A 19278-nucleotide genomic window follows, 5' to 3' on the forward strand; every position below is an offset into this window, starting at 1 on the left:
GTGTTTAGATATTTCTGAATTCTATTATTGTTCGCTCTATAATATCACAGCATTCATGTAATTGTTCCTCAGTGATAATTAATGGAGGAGCAAAGCGGATGATGTTTCCATGCGTGGGCTTAGCCAATAAACCATTTTCTTTAAGATTCAGACAAATATTCCAGGCAGTGTCACTATCTTCATCATCATTGATTACGATGGCATTTAATAACCCTTTGCCCCGTACCAAAGAGACTAAATCACTTTTGGCAACCAACTGTTCCATTCTATGTCGGAATATTTCACCAAGCATTTCAGCATTTTCTGATAGCTTTTCATCTTCAATTACTTGTAAAGCTGCCATAGCTACCGCACATGCAAGCGGGTTACCGCCAAAAGTTGACCCATGTTCGCCAGGCTTAATACAAAGCATAACCTCATCATCAGCTAGTACAGCCGACACAGGCATAACGCCACCGGAAAGCGCTTTTCCAAGAATTAAGATATCGGGCCTGAAGCCTTCATGCTGGCATGCGAATAGCTTACCTGTACGTGCAATGCCAGTCTGAACTTCATCAGCTATGAAAAGGACATTCTTTTGTTTGCAGAGTTCGTATGCTTTTTTCAGGTAACCAGCATCAGGCACTACAACACCGGCTTCACCTTGAATGGGTTCAACCATAAAACCAGCCACATTGGGGGCTTCCAATGCTTTTTCCAGTGCATCCAGATCATTATAAGGGATCAATTCGTAGCCAGGCATATAAGGCCCAAACCCATCCCGGCTTGAAGGGTCAGTAGAAGAAGAAATAGCTGCCAGCGTTCTACCCCAAAAATTACCTTCAACAAATACGATTTTTGCCTTATTATCAGGAATACCTTTCACAGTATAAGCCCATTTCCTGCACAATTTCAGCGCGGTTTCTCCTCCTTCAACACCAGTGTTCATCGGTAGTACTCTGTCAAACCCAAAGAGCTCAGTGATAAACTTCTCGTAAGTTCCTAGTATATCATTATGAAAAGCCCGAGAAGTGAGGGTGAGCTTCTTTGCCTGCTCGGTTAGCGCATTTAATATTCGGGGATGGCAGTGCCCCTGATTCACTGCACTATATGCTGAGAGGAAGTCATAATATTTTTTTCCTTCCACATCCCATAAATATACCCCCTCACCTTTGGATAAAACCACGGGAAGGGGATGATAGTTGTGCGCACCGTATTTATCTTCTAATGAAATTGCTTCCTGACTTGTAGTAATATGATCAATCATTCATTTTCAATGTTTCAATAATTAAAATAATTAAATGTCACTCCCTAAAGTGTCAAAAACTTTGTTGCTCAGGTGAACAAAGGCAAAATCTAGTTAGTTTGAGGGTAAATCCAAAGTCCTCTACCAATAAAGTATAATACTGTATATTTTAATCTTATTTGAACTGTCTATATTTTATTACAGTTAATATTTAACTAAAGCAACAAACCACATAATATGCAGTTCAAAAAAGCCTAAGTAACTTTTTTGAATGTGGATTATTTTATTGATATTTGCAACCTTAAATATCAGGACGAAGAAATATTGAGATAAAATGGCTAAAGTTTGTCAGATCACCGGTAAAAGACCAAGAGTTGGAAATAACGTTTCCAAAGCAAATAATAAGACGAAGCGTAAATTTTACCCTAATCTTCAGAAGAAGCGTTTTTACTTACCTGAAGAAGATCGTTGGGTAACTATTAAAGTGTCTACCTCTATATTGAGAACTATCAATAAAAGAGGAATCACTTCTGTATTAAAAGAAGCAAGAGAAAAAGGTACAGCTTTAGTATAAGTTTAAGGCAAAGAATTTATGTCAGTCTGGGCTGACTATTAAAAATATTATTTGAAAAATGGCTAAGAAAAGTAAAGGTAATCGTGTACAGGTAATCCTGGAATGTACTGAGCACAAGAACAGTGGTCAGGCCGGTACTTCACGCTACATCACTACCAAAAATCGTAAAAACACGACTGAAAGATTGGAGCGTAAAAAGTACAATCCTATTTTAAAAAAATATACTGTTCACAGAGAAATTAAATAACCATGGCAAAGAAATCAGTTGCATCAATGCGAAAAGAAGGTGGTAAGACCGTTGCTAAGGTAATTAAGGCGGTTAAATCACCCAAAACCGGTGCTTATACTTTTAAAGAAGAGATGGTACCAGTGGATTCGGTAAAAGATTATTTGGCTAAGAAATAATTATAAATTATTTCTTCAAAGTTTTTTTAAAGCCCATTAAGGGCTTTTTTTGTATATTATTATTTCACTTTTTACTCATTGATCTTATGGCACTGTTTGGTTTATTCTCTAAAGAAAAAAAAGAATCTCTGGACAAGGGGCTTGAAAAATCAAAAGAAAGCTTTTTCTCAAAGATGGGAAAAGCAATAGCCGGAAAGTCAACTGTTGATGATGAGGTTCTGGACGAATTAGAAGGCATATTGGCTACCAGCGATGTTGGGGTAGATACTATTATCAAGATCATAGATCGCATAGAGGCTCGTGTTGCAAAGGACAAGTATCTGAGTACTTCTGAATTAGATAAAATATTAAGAGAAGAAATTGCTGGTTTGCTGGCAGAAAACGATGATTCGTCTACTGCCAAAGCAACCGACTTTTATATCCCTGAAGGAAACAAACCTCATGTAATATTAGTGGTAGGAGTGAATGGGGTGGGTAAGACCACTACGATTGGAAAACTTGCTTATCAATTCAAAAAGCAGGGTAAAAGTGTATTGCTCGGTGCCGCTGATACTTTTAGGGCTGCAGCTGTTGATCAAATTAAGCTGTGGGGAGAAAGAATAGAGGTACCAGTGGTAGCTCATGGTATGAATACTGACCCCGCTTCAGTAGCATTTGACACTGCCAAACAGGGCAAAGAAAATGGCGCCGACGTAGTGATTATTGATACTGCAGGGCGTTTGCACAATAAAGTAAACCTGATGAATGAGCTTTCTAAAATAAAACGAGTCATTCAAAAGTTTATTCCCGAAGCCCCTCATGAAGTCTTGTTAGTATTGGATGGCAGTACAGGGCAAAACGCTTTCCTTCAAGCCAAAGAATTTACCAAAGCTACAGAAGTAACTGCTTTAGCCATTACCAAATTGGATGGAACAGCTAAGGGAGGAGTAGTCATAGGAATATCAGATCAGTTTAATATACCTGTTAAATACATTGGTGTTGGAGAAAAAATGGAAGATTTGCAAGTGTTTAACAAGATGGAGTTTGTAGACTCCTTGTTTGGTAAGTAGCCTATGCTTACAGAAAAAAGATAATAGACCCTAAGCTAAAAGATAAGCCTAAAACACTTCCAATTAGTACTTCTATTGGTCGGTGTGTATCAAGGTAAAGTCTGGCGGACATAACTAAACCGCCCAGCAATAATGTTAGCAGGAGTGGCCAGACTAATTTTTCCTCGGGATATTTAAGCCCTAAGCCTACTAAAAACCCGATAAATGCTGAAGCGCTAGCGCTATGAGCACTTACTTTAATAAAAAGGGTGAAAAAGCTTACTAAAAGTATAATGAGCGTAGTCGCTGCTAATATTACTACCAAAACCTGACTTACCTTGAACTTTGAAAAAAACATGTAGGTCGTGATGATGTAAAAGAGCGAAGTAAAGAAGAAAGGTATGACCCTGTCCTTACGCCGAGGTATACTAAGTGCTGTGATTTTACCTTTTTGAAGAAAGTCTGAAAAGCGAAGCGCAGTAATGCTCACCATAGGTAGCAGAAAAGTAGTAATAAACACTGCCAAAAGCAGATAGTTAGCTGCCTTAATATTAATAGGTTGAGTAATAACAGGCGAATAATAAAAAAGCAAAGCAAACAGCAGCGTTGGCATGAGCAATGGGTGCATAAGAACGGATATGGTAATAGATAATTTTCTTACCATTTATAGTTCCTTTCTTAACCTTGCAACCGGAATTTGTAATTGCTCTCTGTATTTTGCAACGGTTCGTCTGGCAATGTTATACCCTTTTTCTTTAAGAAGCTTCTCCAGTTTGTCGTCTGAAAGTGGTTTCCTTTTGTCTTCATTATCTACCAAACCTTTGAGGTAGTTTTTTACCTCTCTGCTACTTACGTCTTCTCCTGAATCAGTAGCGATTCCTTCCGAGAAAAAATATTTTAAAGGATATACTCCAAACTCGGTTTGTACAGACTTACTATTAGCCACCCTTGATACTGTAGAAATATCCATTCCAATTTCGTTAGCGATATCTTTAAGAATCATGGGCTTAAGCTTACTTTCATCACCGGTAAGAAAAAAATCATACTGATATTTAATGATGGTTTCCATGGTAGTAAGCAAAGTATGTTGCCGCTGGCGAATAGCATCTATGAACCATTTAGCAGAGTCCAGTTTCTGCTTCACAAAAGTAACAGTTTCTTTTAATTTTTTGTCCTTCTTGTTTTTATCATATGCCTGAAGCATATCTGAGTACGATCTGCTAATCTTAAGGTCTGGAGCATTCCTGGAATTTAAAGAGAGCTCCAACTTACCGCTATTATTATTAAGGATAAAATCGGGAATCAGGTATTGAGTACGGACATTGCTATCAACGAAGCCACCTGGTTTTGGATTTAGCTTTGTAATGATACTGATTGCTTCCCGTAAAGCATTCTCATCTACTCCCTGCTTGCGGCAGATTTTGTCATAGTGCTTCTTAGTAAACTCTTTGAAATGACCTCTAAGGATTTCAATCGCAAGTTTGTGATATTTATCCGGGTCGGGTTTACGTTCCAACTGAAGAAGCAGACATTCCTGTAAATTGCGGGCTGCAATGCCAGGAGGGTCAAAATTCTGTATTTTATTAAGTAGATCTTCTACCTCATCCAGATCGGTGTCTATATTTTGGGAAAAAGCAAGGTCATTAATGATTGCTTCTAATTCACGACGAATGTACCCATCACTTTCAATACTACCAATAAGTTGCAAACCGATCTGGTACTGTCTGTCACCCAAACCCAGAAAATTGAGTTGAGAGATCAGTTGTTCACCCAGTGTAGTATTTGTAGGAATGGGCATATCACGGTCTTCCTCTTCTGAGTAGTTTCCATCCCCATACATTTTATATCCACCAAATTCATCTTCAGACAAATAATCATCTATACTTAATTCATCATTAAGTTCTTCTCTTTCAGAGTCACTTTCAAAATCATCTTCACTACTAGTGATTCCTTCATCTTCGTCTCTTCCTTCTTCCAAAGCAGGGTTCACTTCAAGCTCCTGTTCAATCCTGGCTTCAAGCTCAGCCGTAGGAATTTGTAAGAGCTTTATGAACTGAATTTGCTGAGGAGAAAGTTTCTGACTTAAGGTCTGGCTTAAACCAAGCTTCTGCATGTATTTTCTCCGTTAATCTTCTGTACCAAACTGTGTCCAAATTTATTATATTCTATCAAATCTTTGATAAAAAGAGCAAAATATCGTTGCTTTGCAAACACTATTTAGTACACTAGTAAGATAATATTTCATTAAATCAAAAGTTATTTACTGCTATTTATTTTTGACTTTTTAGTCTTAAATTTTTGCTACGGCTTATGCGATTAACGAGGACCAAAATCAATTTATTATTGCAGGAAATGCCCCTTGATCAGGAGGTATTAGTGAAGGGTTGGGTAAGGACAAAACGAGGCAGCAAAAATGTTGCATTTATTGCGCTTAATGATGGTTCCACTATTCACAATTTGCAGATTGTAGCAGATCCTAACACAATTGGTGAAGAAATACTAAGAAAAGTTACATCGGGTGCCTGTATTTCTGTAAAAGGTAAGCTCGCAGCTTCCCAGGGGCAAGGACAAAAAATTGAACTTCCTGCTGATAGTATTGAAATATTAGGAGAGGCTGATCCTGAAGCTTATCCTCTTCAGCCTAAGAAACATTCCTTTGAGATGCTGCGTAAGCACGCGCATTTACGTCCACGTACTACTACGTTTGGGGCTATCTATCGTATACGACATGCGATGACTTTTGCGGTTCATAAGTTTTTTAATGACCGTGGCTTTTACTGTGTACATACCCCCATTATTACGGGTTCCGATGCAGAAGGGGCAGGAGAAATGTTTAGAGTCACTACTTTAGATTTGAAAAATCCTCCTCGTAACGAAGAGGGTGAAATCAATTACAAAGAAGATTTCTTCGCCAAAGAAACCAACCTTACGGTTTCTGGACAGTTAGAAGCTGAGTTGGCAGCTTTAGCTTTATCAGATGTTTACACCTTTGGACCAACCTTTAGGGCTGAGAACTCTAATACTTCTCGCCACCTGGCTGAATTCTGGATGATAGAGCCAGAGATGGCTTTCTATGATATCAACGATAACATGGAGCTGGCCGAAGCATTTCTTAAATATCTGGTTCAGTATGCCCTGGACTATTGTAAAGATGACCTTGACTTCCTCAATAATAGAGCACTAGAAGAAGAAAAGGATAAGAAGAAAGAAGAGAGGAATGAAATGTCATTGTTAGAGCGATTGAAATTTGTGGTTGAAAATGAATTTGCAATTGTAACCTATACTGAAGCTATTGACATCCTGAGAAACTCAAAGCCTAATAAAAAGAAGAAATTTCAGTATTTGATTGATGCCTGGGGCGCTGATTTACAATCAGAGCATGAACGCTTTCTGGTAGAGAAGCATTTTAAGCGCCCTGTAATCTTATATAATTACCCTAAGGATATCAAAGCCTTTTATATGAGGCAAAATGAGGGAGAAGATACTGTGGCAGCAATGGATGTACTCTTCCCCGGTATAGGTGAGATCATTGGAGGCTCTCAGAGGGAAGAGCGGTTGGATAAGCTGACTAAAAGGATGGAGGAAATGAGTATTCCTCAGGAAGAGATGTGGTGGTATCTGGATACCCGCAGATTTGGATCTACGCCTCATAGTGGTTTTGGCCTCGGCTTTGAAAGACTTCTACTGTTCGTTACTGGCATGGGTAATATACGGGATGTAATACCCTTTCCAAGAACACCAGAAAGTGCTGATTTTTAGAAATTTCTTATGGTAACAAGCTTTCGCTTTGCCTAAACCTTCTCAAATTATTCAGAAAAAGTTTCCCTTTAGTCCTACCGAAGGACAGCGGAAACTTTTTTTGCTTTTTGACCAATTTCTCACCAGTAACCAGGAGCCACGTATGACACTCTTGCTCAGAGGCTATGCTGGCACCGGTAAGACCAGTGTGCTGAGTGCCTTGGTGAAAGCCTTACCTGCTTTTGACTTCCGTTCAGTTTTGTTAGCACCTACCGGTAGAGCAGCAAAAGTGATGGCCAGTTATACTGAGCGCACTGCATTTACCATACACAAGATTATCTATCAGCGAATTGCTGATCCGGGAACTGGCAAAATCCAGTTTAAACGTAGGCGTAACTATCATCAAAAGACACTTTTTATAATTGATGAATCTTCCATGCTCTCTGACGAAGCAGGCATGGATAATAAAAGCCTGTTGGCTGATGTTATAGATTTTGTGTTTGAGAATGATAGTAATAAGTTGATGCTTATTGGGGATGCTGCCCAACTTCCTCCCGTAGGCCAGGTGCTAAGTAGGGGGCTGGATGCAGCTTATCTTGCATCATTTTTTAGGTTGTCACTACTAGAAACAGAGCTAAAAGAAGTAATGCGCCAGGACTTGGCTTCAGGTATTCTCTACAATGCGACTTCTATCCGCGAAGAAATAGGTAAAGAGAAATTCAACATTGCTTTTCAAACGCGGAAGTTCAAGGATATCTACCATATGACCGCTGAGAAATTAGAGGATGGACTCAGGTATGCCTATAACAAATTTGGAAGGGAAAATACCATCATTGTTTGTCGCTCCAATCGTGAAGCCGTACAGTACAATCAGTATATTCGTAGAAACATTTTTTTCTACGATAATGAGTTGGAAGCCGGAGATTATCTGATGATTGTCAAGAACAATTACTACTTTTTAGGTGATGATGCTCCGGCTGGTTTTCTTGCAAACGGTGATTTTGTGGAAATTTTGAGGGTGGTGGATTTTGAAGAGCAATATGGTTTAAGGTTTGCCACACTGGAACTGAAGCTGCTTGACTACCCCGAGCAAGTTCCTTTCGAAGCAAAGGTAATTCTGGACACTTTGCACTCACCGAACCCAGCACTTGCAGAAGAAGACTATCACAAGCTTTACCAACAAGTATTTACTGATTATCAGGATGCTGAAACCAGAAAAGAACAACTAGAAATGGTACGCAGTGATATGTATCTCAATGCTTTACAAGTAAAGTATGCCTATGCACTTACCTGCCATAAGTCTCAGGGAGGACAATGGGATGCAGTATTTGTTAGCCAGGGTTATCTCAAAGATGATATGATTAATCAGGAATACTTGAGATGGTTGTATACTGCTGTGACACGAGCAAAATCAGAACTTTATTTAATGAACTTTAAGGCTGAATTTTTCGAGTAAAAACGGCTGGATCTTACCAGCCGTTTAATAATCTCTTTAAGCTGATAATTTATTCTTTTAATTCAACTTCAAATATAAGTGTTTTAAAAGGAGCCATCAGATCTCTACCATAGAGTTTGGTAAGATAATCTTTCTTAATCACCCCGGGAATTACTTGCGGAACTTTACTATAAGCCAACTCTGAAGGAATAAAGATACGCCCTTTTTCACCTTTCTTCATCAGTTTAATGCCTTCTACAAAACCAGGAATCACATCGTCATACCCCACAGCGAAGCTGAAAGTTTTCCCGCTGTCTGTTTCGTCAAATACATCACCATTTAAAAACATACCTTTATATGCTACTTTGACAGTTTGCCCGGCTTTTACTGTTTCTCCAGTACCCTCTTCAAGTCTTTGATAGTAAATTCCTGTAGATTTTTTTGAGACTCCCTCCAACTGATGATTTTCAATATAATCCTCAATGGCCTGCTCTTCTTCGGTTTGTAAATCGTCTAAAGATTCTACTTTAACTACTTCAGCTTCCACCTCGAGTATAGCTTCAGAAGGTAGAAGGGTTTTATAAGAATAGTTGTTAAATGCCAGATAGGAAGGAATAAAAAAACGGAATTTTTCACCTTCGTTCATCAATCTAACTCCCCAACTAATACCCTCAGGATAAAAGGTGGGATTGACTGCACCAGGAGCATGTAGATAACGTACGACCGTATCTGCTTCACCGCTCATACTTAAGCTATCAATTAGTTTACCTGATAAAGTTTTCATCACATAACGAATAGAAACCACATCTCCCTGCTCTACAGGCGTGCCGCTAGCGTTATTCTCAAGGGCCTGATAGTATATACCAGTATTATCTTTGGTAGCTGTGATACTGTTTTGTTCCAAGTGTTGAGAAATAAGTTGATCTTCAAATTTTGCTTGCTTTTCAAATTCAGTATCTTCAGTCTCCAGGCAGCTACTTAAAAATACTGCCATCAATGGAACGGTAAGAAAATACTTTTGCATAAAAATCTTTTTCATAAAAGTGTCCGATTCTTTGAGTTAATTTTTGTGTTAAGTTGTGCGATCGCATTTATCAGCATAGACACTGGGAAAAAAAAGAAGGTTGGAAAGGAGATAAAGTTTACTATTGATGACTTGAAAAAGATGCATCAACAGAAACATTTCGCACAAGAGTGAACTTAATAAGCACTATATGCACTTTCTTAACAGGAATGGTTTTTGTACAAATACCTAAAAATCTACATTAAGCATCATGAAAAAAATTTTCTTACTATCCGCCGTATTACTTTTTTCTTCCCAGCTTTTTGCGCAAGATGAAAACAAAAAAAATGAGCCTGTAGATGGGCCTCAGATTGCCTTCGCAGAAAGTTCACATGACTTTGGTGACATTGAACAGGGAGATAAAGTAAATTATGTGTTTGAATTTGAGAATACTGGTACTGAGCCGTTGATTCTTTCTAATGTGCTAACTACATGTGGTTGTACAGCAACTTCCTGGCCTCGTGAGCCGATTGTACCGGGTGAAGGAGGAGAAATTGCCGTTTCTTTTAACAGCGCAGGAAAAATGGGAAAGCAAAACAAAGTGGTAACAATTGTTTCAAATGCAGTTAACGCACAAGAAAGAGTAAAAATCATTACCAACGTGCTACCCAAAAAAGATAGTACTCAGTAAAAAATTGCAGTAAACAGGTTTATTTATATATGCGTCTCTTCGGAGGCGCTTTTTTTTTTGTTTTTACTAATCAATTTATCTTACAAATTGAATATAAAAGCAAAGAAAGAGAGAGGGGCTAGGGCTACCACCGAACTTTATTTCAATCAGCTTTCGGGTTGTCATTTGCAATAGGTGGATCAGATGAATGAAATAAGAGAGCTATTCAGAAAGGATAGAAATATTAATTTAGCAAGTAGATCAGATGACAGAGACATAAAAAAAGCCGGAACACTAAATGAACCGGCTTTCTTGCTAATAATCAATATTAACATCTAAATCAAAATCTTCTATCCCAGTTTGAAAGTAATAGGCAATACCATTCTTACCCTTACTGGTCTACCACGCTGCTTTCCAGGCTTCCATTTAGGAGCTTCTTGCAGTACACGAACAGCCTCAGCATCACAACCAGCGCCAATACCTTTGATAGCTTGTACTTGAGTGATAGAGCCATCAGTATTTACAACAAACTGAACAAATACTTTACCTTCAATTCCCATTCTACGGGCCTGAGAAGGGTACTTTAAATTTTTACCAACGTATTCGTAGAAAGCCTGCATACCACCTTCAGGTTCAGGTTGGTCTTCCACAACCATGAAGATTTCATCAGTTGCTTCTTCTTCGGGGGCTTCCTCAAAGACCATTTCTTCAATCTGAGTATCTTCGGTAATCTCTACATCGAGGTCAATTTCAATTTCTTCTTCAATCTCTTCTTCATCAGGAACCTCAATAATTTCGGGTTGTTGAATTTTTGGTGGTGGTGGCGGTGGCTGCTCGGTTGGCGGTATTTCCATCACATCCTCAAAGTCATCATCCACAACACCTAAGTCAACTAGAGAGTTATCGTCGTATGACTTCCACTCGAAAGCAAGCGTCACAACGGCCAAACTAATCACTAAACCTATGCTTAGGTGAAGTCCGGTCCTATTATTCAGATCGGCTTTGGGTGTTTTCTTAGATTCCATAAACAAGTTTTTAATATTATTACCATGTAATATTAGCACTTAAATTACAAAATTGAAACCGGATGTACAAGAAAATTGAATGAACAACCGATTTAAAGTCTGTAAATCGCTAAAAAAATTAAATAACCAGAAATACAACCTACAAGATTTGCGGTAGCATCCAGAAATTCGACCATTCTTTCGCTACTCAAAAATTGAAGTATTTCTAGAGTAACTGCATAAATCGTCGATATGATTAACGAATATCTTACCGCATTGTTTCTAAGTGCAGGATATCTGAACTGTTTGGTGAAGCCAACAATCATGAGGAGTACCAGTACACAAAAGACGAAAGCATGTGCAAGCTTATCTATGCTTAAGAAAAATTCAACACTAATTTCTGGCATCTGTTGTCCAGGAAGTAGAATTAAAGCCAGGATGAGCAGTGCCCAAACTATTGTGTAAAAATTAAACCTTAAAAACATAAAAAGCTGATATACCTGAAGAGGTTGAATTCACCGCTAGCAATTAATTTCCAATTAATTCCTGATAAGCTTTTACGTCTAGCAGTTCATCAAGCTTAGATGCATCTTCCAGGCTGATTTTGATCATCCAGCCCTTTTCGTAGGGATCTTCGTTGACCAGTTCGGGAGAAGATTCAAGCTCACTATTAAATTCTAAAATTTTTGCATCAATCGGCATAAAAAGGTCAGAAACAGTTTTTACTGCTTCTACAGTACCGAAGACTTCCCCTTGACTCAGTTCTTCGCCTTCAGTTTCAATTTCAACAAAAACAATATCGCCCAGCTCACCCTGAGCAAAATCAGTAATCCCCACATAAGCTTCGTTTCCTTCAACTCTAACCCATTCGTGGTCTTTAGTGTATTTTAAATTTTCAGGTAGATTCATAGTATTAATTTGAATTTTGGTCAAATGTAAGTGCTTTTTCAGCAAAGCGCAAAGCCAGTTTATACAATAATGAGCTGATACGGAAGTTTGAAATTACGCTTTATTGGGCGAGATTGAAACGTGCCTGCACTCCAAACTCTGTAGTGGTACGTTTAAAAGAATTGGTTACCCGTGGATCATTGAGCGTACGGGCAAAATAAAGCTGAATATTTAACTTCTCATTGACATTATAATCTAGTGTAGGTCTAAGCTGAAAATTGATGTTTCCGTTGGTTACGGTGCTCTCTTCGTCCAGCTTCCTTTGTACTGTTTTGGTGTCTTTGAAAGTCATGCCCATATTGAAAGTAAGGTCATTTTCTAAGGTAACCGTTCTGCCTTCCACCCTGAAAGGGAGGGTTAGTTCAGACTTTGTAAATCCAAAATTAATGTTGATAGATTTACTGTTCAGCTCAGTAACCTGCGTATTGGACATATTTAAGGCCAGGCTTCTTTCAATATCATAAGAAACTCTACCGGTGAGTCGGCTGCGTGTGCGAACATTCAAGCCAATAAGCGGAGAAAACCTTTCGGTAATCGTAACCTGCTGTATGATATATACCGGAGCAAAAGTGCCTTGATCATTATCATTTATCTGACTGGCCAAAGGATAATCTTCTACATTTCTGCTAAGCAGCAACAAGCTTTCATCCCCATAAAGTAAGTTACTGGTATAGTTGCTTACTGAATAGTTTGAAATATATCCATGAGAAATATTGAATGATAAAAATACATCACTCAGCTCAGGAATCAGGCGAGGGAGTCCTGCATAATCAACACGCCAGTTGGGTAATGGAATTTTTGGAAATGGACTTAATTTGACATCATTGGCATCCTGACCCGTATAAGCCGCCAGAAACGCTGGAATCAATACATCCTGACCGTTGAGGTCATAGCTTCCGGGATTTGGGTTTTCTCTTTCCAGTCGTGCCTGAATAATAGCTCTATTCTGTTCAAACTCTCTGAATATCTCAGAATTGTTTTCCGCATCTTCTTCAGCAAATGCAGTTCTGAGCGTGAGGGCTGAGATATTGTAATTACCAATTCTGGCAGGATTTTGAGCTACGTAGTCATAAGTAACTTCTCCTGTTCGTGGGTCTACGATAGAATCCAGCTGATAAATTTCCTGATAAGTACCAGTTTTCGTTTTCTTAAAATCTACCTTAATCCGGAAATCCTGGAAAGGTTCTATATCAGCACTTACATTGATATTTTCAACCCTTGATTGTTGAAAGGGCATCGTGAGTGCGCTGCTGGTCGTGAGCCAGCCATTACTAACTGCTTCATTCCGTATTTCCGGATCCTGGCTACCCAGCAAAAAGGGAAGACCGGGTGCACTGAAAACGCTATCCATTCCAAAAAAGCGTGCCTCTGGCATATAACCGGGTAGTAGCGTACCCTCGCTAAGGTTGTAGGTGCCATTGACAGAGCGTAATGACATCAGAAGGCGTAAAAAGCCTTTCGCAAACTTGGCATCTCGCTCAGGTTTTTCCTGTGCCGTAGAGTCAGCATTGTTTTGTGGGGGCGTAGCAGGCTGTGGTCGTCTTGCCCGTCCTCTGGAAGGGCTGTTAATCTCCCGAAGCAGTCCTGCTTTGTTATACAGGCTTACCATATCAATTCTGCTGCTCAGCTCCTGTGTCCTGCTGTTTTCAATAGTATTTCCCAGAGTATCGGCAAAACCCAGAGCTCCGGCTCTCCAGGTATAACCCGCTGAATAGCGCACATCTGCACTGATCCAGTCTGTAAGCGGAAGCTTATCAAAAGGTACAGTATAGGTAGCCGTGAGATTCTGGTCAAAGTTTTTCATTCGCCCAAATTGCTTCAGGTTGGTAAATACCGTGTCTCTTTTTTCTTCAGAATCCAGCTCACCAAATGGTTCATCAATGATGGCAAAAGCTCTCGCTCCATAGTCCAGGGATAGGCTTTGTGTCAAATTCCAGCGCATATCGTAGATACGGTTAAAGGTAAAAGCCTTTTCGTAGAGAGCTTCTCCCAGAGGGTTTAAGTCGGCACCACGGTAGAGCGTTTTGACAAAAGTACGGTTAAGGTCGCCTCGTATGCTAATTGTGGAGGGCAGAGGTGAAAAATTGAAATCCTTGATCAGGGCCAACCAGGGAGAATTGAAAAGATTGACATTCGCAAAAGGCTGTACATTTACGTCGGGGAAACTGTAATTGTATCCAATACCTCCTCTGATTATTTTTTGTGAGTATAAGGCGGTATTAAAATTAGTTCTTTCTATATCGCTATAGGAGTAAGAGAATGAGAAGTTAGATAAGTCAAAGAAGTTTGAGCGCGCATTTTCATTGAGTTTGATCTTGCGCACGTTGGTAAAGTTGAGGCTACGTCTCGTAACCTGGTCTGTAACGATCTGACGGTACTCTGCCCGCTCAGTAGGAGACATAGATGAAAGGGCTGCCTCCAAAGGAATATCCGGGTCACGAGGGTCAAACTGAGGCTCTATTTCTCCTTTTTCATAGCTTACAAACATTGGAATCTTTAGTCCTAACTTCTGAGGCAAAAACTTATCCACTGTAACATTGGCAGACACGTCATATTCGGTTGCCTCTTCGCGGGAGCGCTCAGAGATACGAGATTGTACGCCACCAAAACCAAAAGTCATATGCCGGGCAGAAGCTGTAATATTAGCTACATCTGCCAATTGGGCATTTATCCGTGCATTAGCTGCCCATCCACTGGTGCGGTCAAAATCTCCAACACGTAATTCATTAGCCCAGATACACACATCTTTTGGAGCACGGTCAGGTGTCTGCGGGTTGCGAATACCTATCATCACTGTTTGTACAGTGCTCAGTTCGGGACGACCTACTACTGTGATAATATTTCGCCCTACCTTTTCAGTATAAGGCAAGTTGATCGCATCGCCGCTGTTATTTCTTTTGGACTTGACCGCATAAAGGTCATTTAAGTCAATATCCAACTCGTTTTCTTCCGGCCATACAACCCGTTCGTCAAGCACACCAGGTTCAGACATTACGAGAGGAATCGCTACTTCGTAGTAGTTTTCGGTAAAGTCGGTACCGAGCCTCAAAAAAGCCTGAACGGTACTATCTTCAGCTGTCTGGCTCTCGGCATGGAGAAACATGCGGATCTTACCATAATTGATAAGGTCCAGTGTCATATTTTTATATGCAGCCCTGGCATCTCCGTCTTTCAGGTCTTCTACACAAAGTTGTAAGGATTGCTCATTTACACGTCGGTCAATAGGTGAAGTATTATCACGATCTCGGATGATCCCGGGAGGAACCATATAAGGAGAGCCTTCTCCGTCATTGGTTGCATTTTCTTCAATATTAACTACCGAGATTGTAAAATTAGGATCATAAGGCTCAGTGTATTCATTGAGTCCTTTACGGTTCAGGTCTTCAGTATATCTTCTCCATTGGCTGCCTACAAACTGGAATTTCACAAACCTGAGGGCTGCTTTTTGCCGCCAACCTGTCATGTAAGTTCGGATATAGCGAATGGATTTGAAGCCCTGAATATTACCCACCTTTCTTTCCGGCTGACGAATGGGAATACGGAATAAGTACCAGGTTACACCGGTTTCTTGTCCCACAGTTTTGTCCACGATATAATTTTGACCCACATTCAGCTGACCGGGGCGAAGGTTGATGGTATATTCATAATATTCTTCCAGGTCACTTAGTGTATTGTCTCGGTTAAGATCTTCATTGTCAGGCTTTTGAGTGCCAGAAGGAGTGTATCTTTCATTTCCTGAGAGAATGGGAGTGTTACCTTCCTGCCCATTGAAATTTTTGTAGCGCTCAATGATCTGAGCATTCCTTTCATCCAGTTCAGGACCTAGATAGTACTGAAAATTATCAGCAGAAGGGTCATCCTGTATGGCTGTCTGAGCAGCAGCAGGCATCCTACTGATGAGGTTACTAAAGTAGTTGGCTTCATCATCATTGCGCACTCCTTCAAATCCTACATCCTGATTGCTCCTTATTTCTGCTGAACTGTTGTTGAAAAAGTCAGTCAGAAACTGGTCAGCTGGAGCACGCCCCCATTCATCAGTAACTACATCTTCCTCATTATAATCTTCAGGAAGACCATTCTCAAAAAAGTGACGATCATCAGGAATAACATCTTCAGAAATGCTTCCCAGATTGAATACCAGTTGCCCGCCTGTGGTATTGTTTTCGTCTATAACCTGGCCGTTTTCTCCACTGATAAAGGGGTCCAAGAGCCAGAATTCAAGATATTCAATATTGGTTTTGTCAAAGTCCACCTCAGAAGTGATCGCCCTGGTAACGCCACCCCAGTTGTCTTCCGGATTAGGAAGCCTGCCTTCCGGAGACAGGTTAGGGTTGTAATTATAAGGACCACGTTCTTCAGGAAAATATACCATGTCTAAAATTGGCAGTGGAGGGTTTACAACTTGCGCATTTTGATTAGGAAATATTTCTTGTGGACGTACAGCTCTTTCATAATGATTGGTAACTGTACCTATGTTTGAGGGTTTTAAATTTCCTCTTTCTATATAAAACGCACTATTATCTACGATATACCAGGCCAGTTTTGCTCGTCTGTATCCTTCACCTAACTCATCATTTACAATAAACCGCTCATCATCAGTGATAGGTGTGGCGGCTAATTGCCAGTTTTGCCACCCTCCCAGGTTGAAGGGAGTATTGGTATTCTCAAAGTCGTCAATGTAGGAAGTACCATCTCCATCTACCACGTTAGAAGTACCCGGAATCAACTGAGCAAATTCAGCATTTATGGTAATGCTGGAGGGCTCTTTAGTCTGTACTATGGGTAAGAGGTCAACCATTTTGGTCAGAAAACGCGACTCCTTGCGATAATTGAAATCAAATCCGTACTTGGTGTTTTTGGTAGGTTCACTGCCAATGGCAACACGGGTGACTACCGGACGTTCGTTGAGGTGAAGCACGGTGGCTCCCAGATTGATATCATCATTAAACCGATAATCCAGGCGAGTGCCCAGCAAAGTTCTTTGCTGGAAATTGAAAAGGTCAGCCTTCTCAAACTGGATCTGAATTCGCTTGCCGGAGCTGAGTACACCTTCATTGATAATGGTTACTTTTCCCAGATTATAGTCAACCGTAAAGTCTACATTCTCAGTCAGAGGAGTGTTTCCTGCGATTACCTGCACTGAACCTTCGGCAATATTGAAGCCGGGTAGCATAATTTCATTGGCAGAGCCAGCCTGAAAACTACCCGTGAGGAAGTACTTGTTTTTGGTGGTAATCAGCTCAGCATCGGCTTTGGTAGTTTCGTATAGCGCGTCATAGACATACTTATTCACCAGGTCTTCTTCCGGTGCTCCGGCACGGATTAGCTGTTCCAGATGATTACCGAAAGGCTGTAATACTGGGAAAATAATAATTCCCAGATCGGAGTTGATCGTAACGCCTTCTACAAAGTCAAAATTGCCATCGGGTTGAGGATCATTATTTTGGTTGAGCTGATCCAGTCCTAGTAAGCGAACCAGTGGTTCGTTGGCAAGCTCTCCTTCCTGTAAGCTGGGGTTATCAATTCCGGTACGGTCATCGCGATATACTACTCTGAACTGGAAGCCCAAAGGCTCTATCTGGGTAGCATTCAGAGAATAAATGTTTTTCATCATCAGCTCCCAGGTAGGTACCTCGGGATTGATTTTACTGGGGCGTAGTAACTTGAGGAAGATCACTTTGTCATCACCCAGATTCTGATAGTCTTCAGTTAACTCACCTACTTTGTACCGCTGTCCCTGATAGGTATACTCAAAGGCTACCGCCAGGACTTCATCATTTTGTAATTTTCGGTTTAGAGAGATGTAACCCAGTTGACTGTTAAAAGTAAATTCCCGATCAGTCAGCTTTCTGGCGGAAGTGATGATTTCAAAGTCTGTTGCTTTTACAAGATTAAAATCCTGGGTAAGCGCTTCATTCACCTGATTGATGTCTCTGGCAGCCGGAGAGTTGATCAGGTTATTAAATAACTGGTTAGCACTATTGCGGGTTGGCCCGGCTCCCTCGGCCGGCATGATATTAGGATTTTCGTCCCGGTAAATAGTTTCTCCTTCCGCCAGGTCCATAAAACCGGCAATGTTACGAAGCGTCTCAGTATTGTTGTTTCTGTTCAGTACATAAACTTCAACCCTGGTTACATTGAGCCCCGAGGTAATCTGGGGCAGGCGGTTAAGCCAGTTCTCATAATTCTTTCTGAAGAAATGACCCAGGAAGAAGTGTCGGTTTTCATCATAATCAGAGGCTCTGAGTTCAAATTCCCGGTTTTGAGAACCACTTTCAATGGTAATGGCATCAGACTGTCCGCGCTGTACAGAAGCTACACTGGTGACAAACAGCTTACCAAACTGTAGTTGTGTTTTAAGCCCAAACAGACTTTGAGAGCCGGTAATGAGGCTATTACTTACCGGTAAGCTTACATTTCCCAGCTCAATTTTCTGGATGATTTCTTCTTCGTAACCGGTATATTCAACCTTGACATTGTTTTGAAAGTCAAAGGAATTGTTATTATCAAAATTGGCGGTTACAGCCAGCTTATCCCCAATTTTTCCTACAACATTGAGGCTTATCTGCTGGTCAAATTCAAAATTACCATTGCGTTGTTGCCTAAGCGGTACCTGCGGGTTGTCAATGCGTTGGAAGCGCCCGCCAAAATCCAGCGTTACAAAACCATTAGGGCGAATATCTACAAACGACCCCCCGAATAGCCGGTCAAAAATTGGCGTAGTATAAATAGGAGGAATAAGCCTTTTTCCGCTGACTGCGCTTTCACCATCCAGACCGATAGAGCGGGTTTTAAAATAATCTTTTTTGATCTGCTGATTCTGATACTGAGAGTACTCATCAAAACTCAGATTAGTAGGCGCACGAAAATCCAGTCCGTTGATTCTTTCGTACAAAGAATAATTGATGGTACTATCTCCCACCTGGATATCATAATCCAGCTGTGCCGGAGTAGTAAGCTGGAAGGGTGAAGGAGAAGTAGGGGTAGAAAAAGGATTTCCGTAACGATCCTGCAAGCGAAAGGAGGGTTGTATGCTAGGCTGATAATCCGTAATAGTAGAATCAGTTTGCACTGTATCGGCAGGAGGATTAGTCTCCTGAGCCATAAGCGGACCGGAGAATAAGCACCAGAGGCCTATCAGACACCATAGTGAGCCCTTAAATATGCGTACACTGTCCTTGCCTTTATTGAGTAGCAGCAGGAGTTTACGTTGGTTAATCAAGGTTTGTTATGATTGATATTTTTTTA

At 40.4% G+C, this 19278-nt stretch carries 15 protein-coding genes; 7 read left to right on the forward strand and 8 right to left on the reverse strand.

The genetic code is table 11. The features are described from left to right. Window positions 1–4: 4 nt before the first annotated feature. Window positions 5–1246: an ornithine--oxo-acid transaminase gene (rocD, locus tag WJR50_RS03725; protein WP_341291885.1), complete on the reverse strand. Its 1242-nt coding sequence runs from the start codon at window positions 1244–1246 to the stop codon at window positions 5–7. A 313-nt stretch (window positions 1247–1559) separates the two neighbouring features. On the opposite strand from rocD, the gene rpmB reads away from it, so the two are divergent. From rpmB to ftsY, 4 genes are all read left to right on the forward strand, one after another. After that, window positions 1560–1799: a 50S ribosomal protein L28 gene (gene rpmB, locus WJR50_RS03730; RefSeq protein ID WP_341291886.1), complete on the forward strand. Its 240-nt coding sequence runs from the start codon at window positions 1560–1562 to the stop codon at window positions 1797–1799. Window positions 1800–1857: 58 nt separating this feature from the next. Next, window positions 1858–2046, forward strand: coding sequence for a 50S ribosomal protein L33 (gene rpmG, locus WJR50_RS03735; protein WP_341291887.1), 189 nt, complete (start codon window positions 1858–1860; stop codon window positions 2044–2046). A gap of 2 nt (window positions 2047–2048) precedes the next feature. Next, entirely contained in the window at window positions 2049–2204 is a 156-nt protein-coding gene (locus WJR50_RS03740; RefSeq protein WP_341291888.1) for a DUF4295 domain-containing protein, read from the forward strand. A gap of 86 nt (window positions 2205–2290) precedes the next feature. Next, window positions 2291–3253 (forward strand): signal recognition particle-docking protein FtsY, encoded by a 963-nt coding sequence (ftsY, locus tag WJR50_RS03745; protein ID WP_341291889.1) that lies wholly within the window; start codon window positions 2291–2293, stop codon window positions 3251–3253. Window positions 3254–3260: 7 nt separating this feature from the next. Here the strand turns inward: ftsY and WJR50_RS03750 are convergent, their stop codons facing one another. Both WJR50_RS03750 and rpoN read right to left on the reverse strand, forming a co-directional pair. Then, window positions 3261–3896, reverse strand: coding sequence for a phosphatase PAP2 family protein (locus tag WJR50_RS03750; RefSeq protein ID WP_341291890.1), 636 nt, complete (start codon window positions 3894–3896; stop codon window positions 3261–3263). Further along, a complete protein-coding gene (gene rpoN / locus WJR50_RS03755; protein WP_341291891.1) occupies window positions 3897–5345 on the reverse strand; it encodes an RNA polymerase factor sigma-54 in 1449 nt (482 codons plus the stop codon). Between the two features lie 197 nt (window positions 5346–5542). Between rpoN and asnS the strand changes: the two genes are divergently transcribed. Further along, complete coding sequence (gene asnS / locus WJR50_RS03760; protein ID WP_341291892.1) at window positions 5543–6991, forward strand: asparagine--tRNA ligase; 1449 nt, start codon at window positions 5543–5545, stop codon at window positions 6989–6991. Window positions 6992–7019: 28 nt separating this feature from the next. Continuing rightward, complete coding sequence (locus WJR50_RS03765; protein WP_341291893.1) at window positions 7020–8426, forward strand: ATP-dependent DNA helicase; 1407 nt, start codon at window positions 7020–7022, stop codon at window positions 8424–8426. Window positions 8427–8475: 49 nt separating this feature from the next. On the opposite strand, the gene WJR50_RS03770 is transcribed toward WJR50_RS03765, so the two are convergent. After that, the gene (locus WJR50_RS03770; protein ID WP_341291894.1) at window positions 8476–9444 is read right to left on the reverse strand and encodes an FKBP-type peptidyl-prolyl cis-trans isomerase; all 969 of its coding nucleotides are present in this window, start codon (window positions 9442–9444) and stop codon (window positions 8476–8478) included. A gap of 235 nt (window positions 9445–9679) precedes the next feature. On the opposite strand from WJR50_RS03770, the gene WJR50_RS03775 reads away from it, so the two are divergent. Further along, entirely contained in the window at window positions 9680–10099 is a 420-nt protein-coding gene (locus WJR50_RS03775; protein ID WP_341291895.1) for a DUF1573 domain-containing protein, read from the forward strand. A 329-nt stretch (window positions 10100–10428) separates the two neighbouring features. Here WJR50_RS03775 and WJR50_RS03780 read toward each other — a convergent pair whose 3' ends face one another. The 4 genes from WJR50_RS03780 to sov form a co-directional block, all read right to left on the reverse strand. Then, complete coding sequence (locus WJR50_RS03780) at window positions 10429–11103, reverse strand: energy transducer TonB (RefSeq protein ID WP_341291896.1); 675 nt, start codon at window positions 11101–11103, stop codon at window positions 10429–10431. A 92-nt stretch (window positions 11104–11195) separates the two neighbouring features. Continuing rightward, window positions 11196–11567, reverse strand: a complete 372-nt coding sequence (locus WJR50_RS34180; protein WP_445223449.1) for a VanZ family protein — start codon at window positions 11565–11567, stop codon at window positions 11196–11198. A 43-nt stretch (window positions 11568–11610) separates the two neighbouring features. Then, complete coding sequence (gcvH, locus tag WJR50_RS03785; protein ID WP_341291897.1) at window positions 11611–11991, reverse strand: glycine cleavage system protein GcvH; 381 nt, start codon at window positions 11989–11991, stop codon at window positions 11611–11613. A gap of 100 nt (window positions 11992–12091) precedes the next feature. Beyond that, window positions 12092–19252 carry a T9SS outer membrane translocon Sov/SprA gene (gene sov / locus WJR50_RS03790; protein ID WP_341291898.1) on the reverse strand — a complete coding sequence of 2387 codons (7161 nt, stop codon included), beginning with the start codon at window positions 19250–19252 and terminating at the stop codon, window positions 12092–12094. Window positions 19253–19278: the final 26 nt, after the last annotated feature.

The sequence above is a fragment of the Catalinimonas locisalis genome (assembly GCF_038039535.1).
In the GTDB taxonomy this organism is placed as follows: Bacteria; Bacteroidota; Bacteroidia; order Cytophagales; family Cyclobacteriaceae; genus Catalinimonas.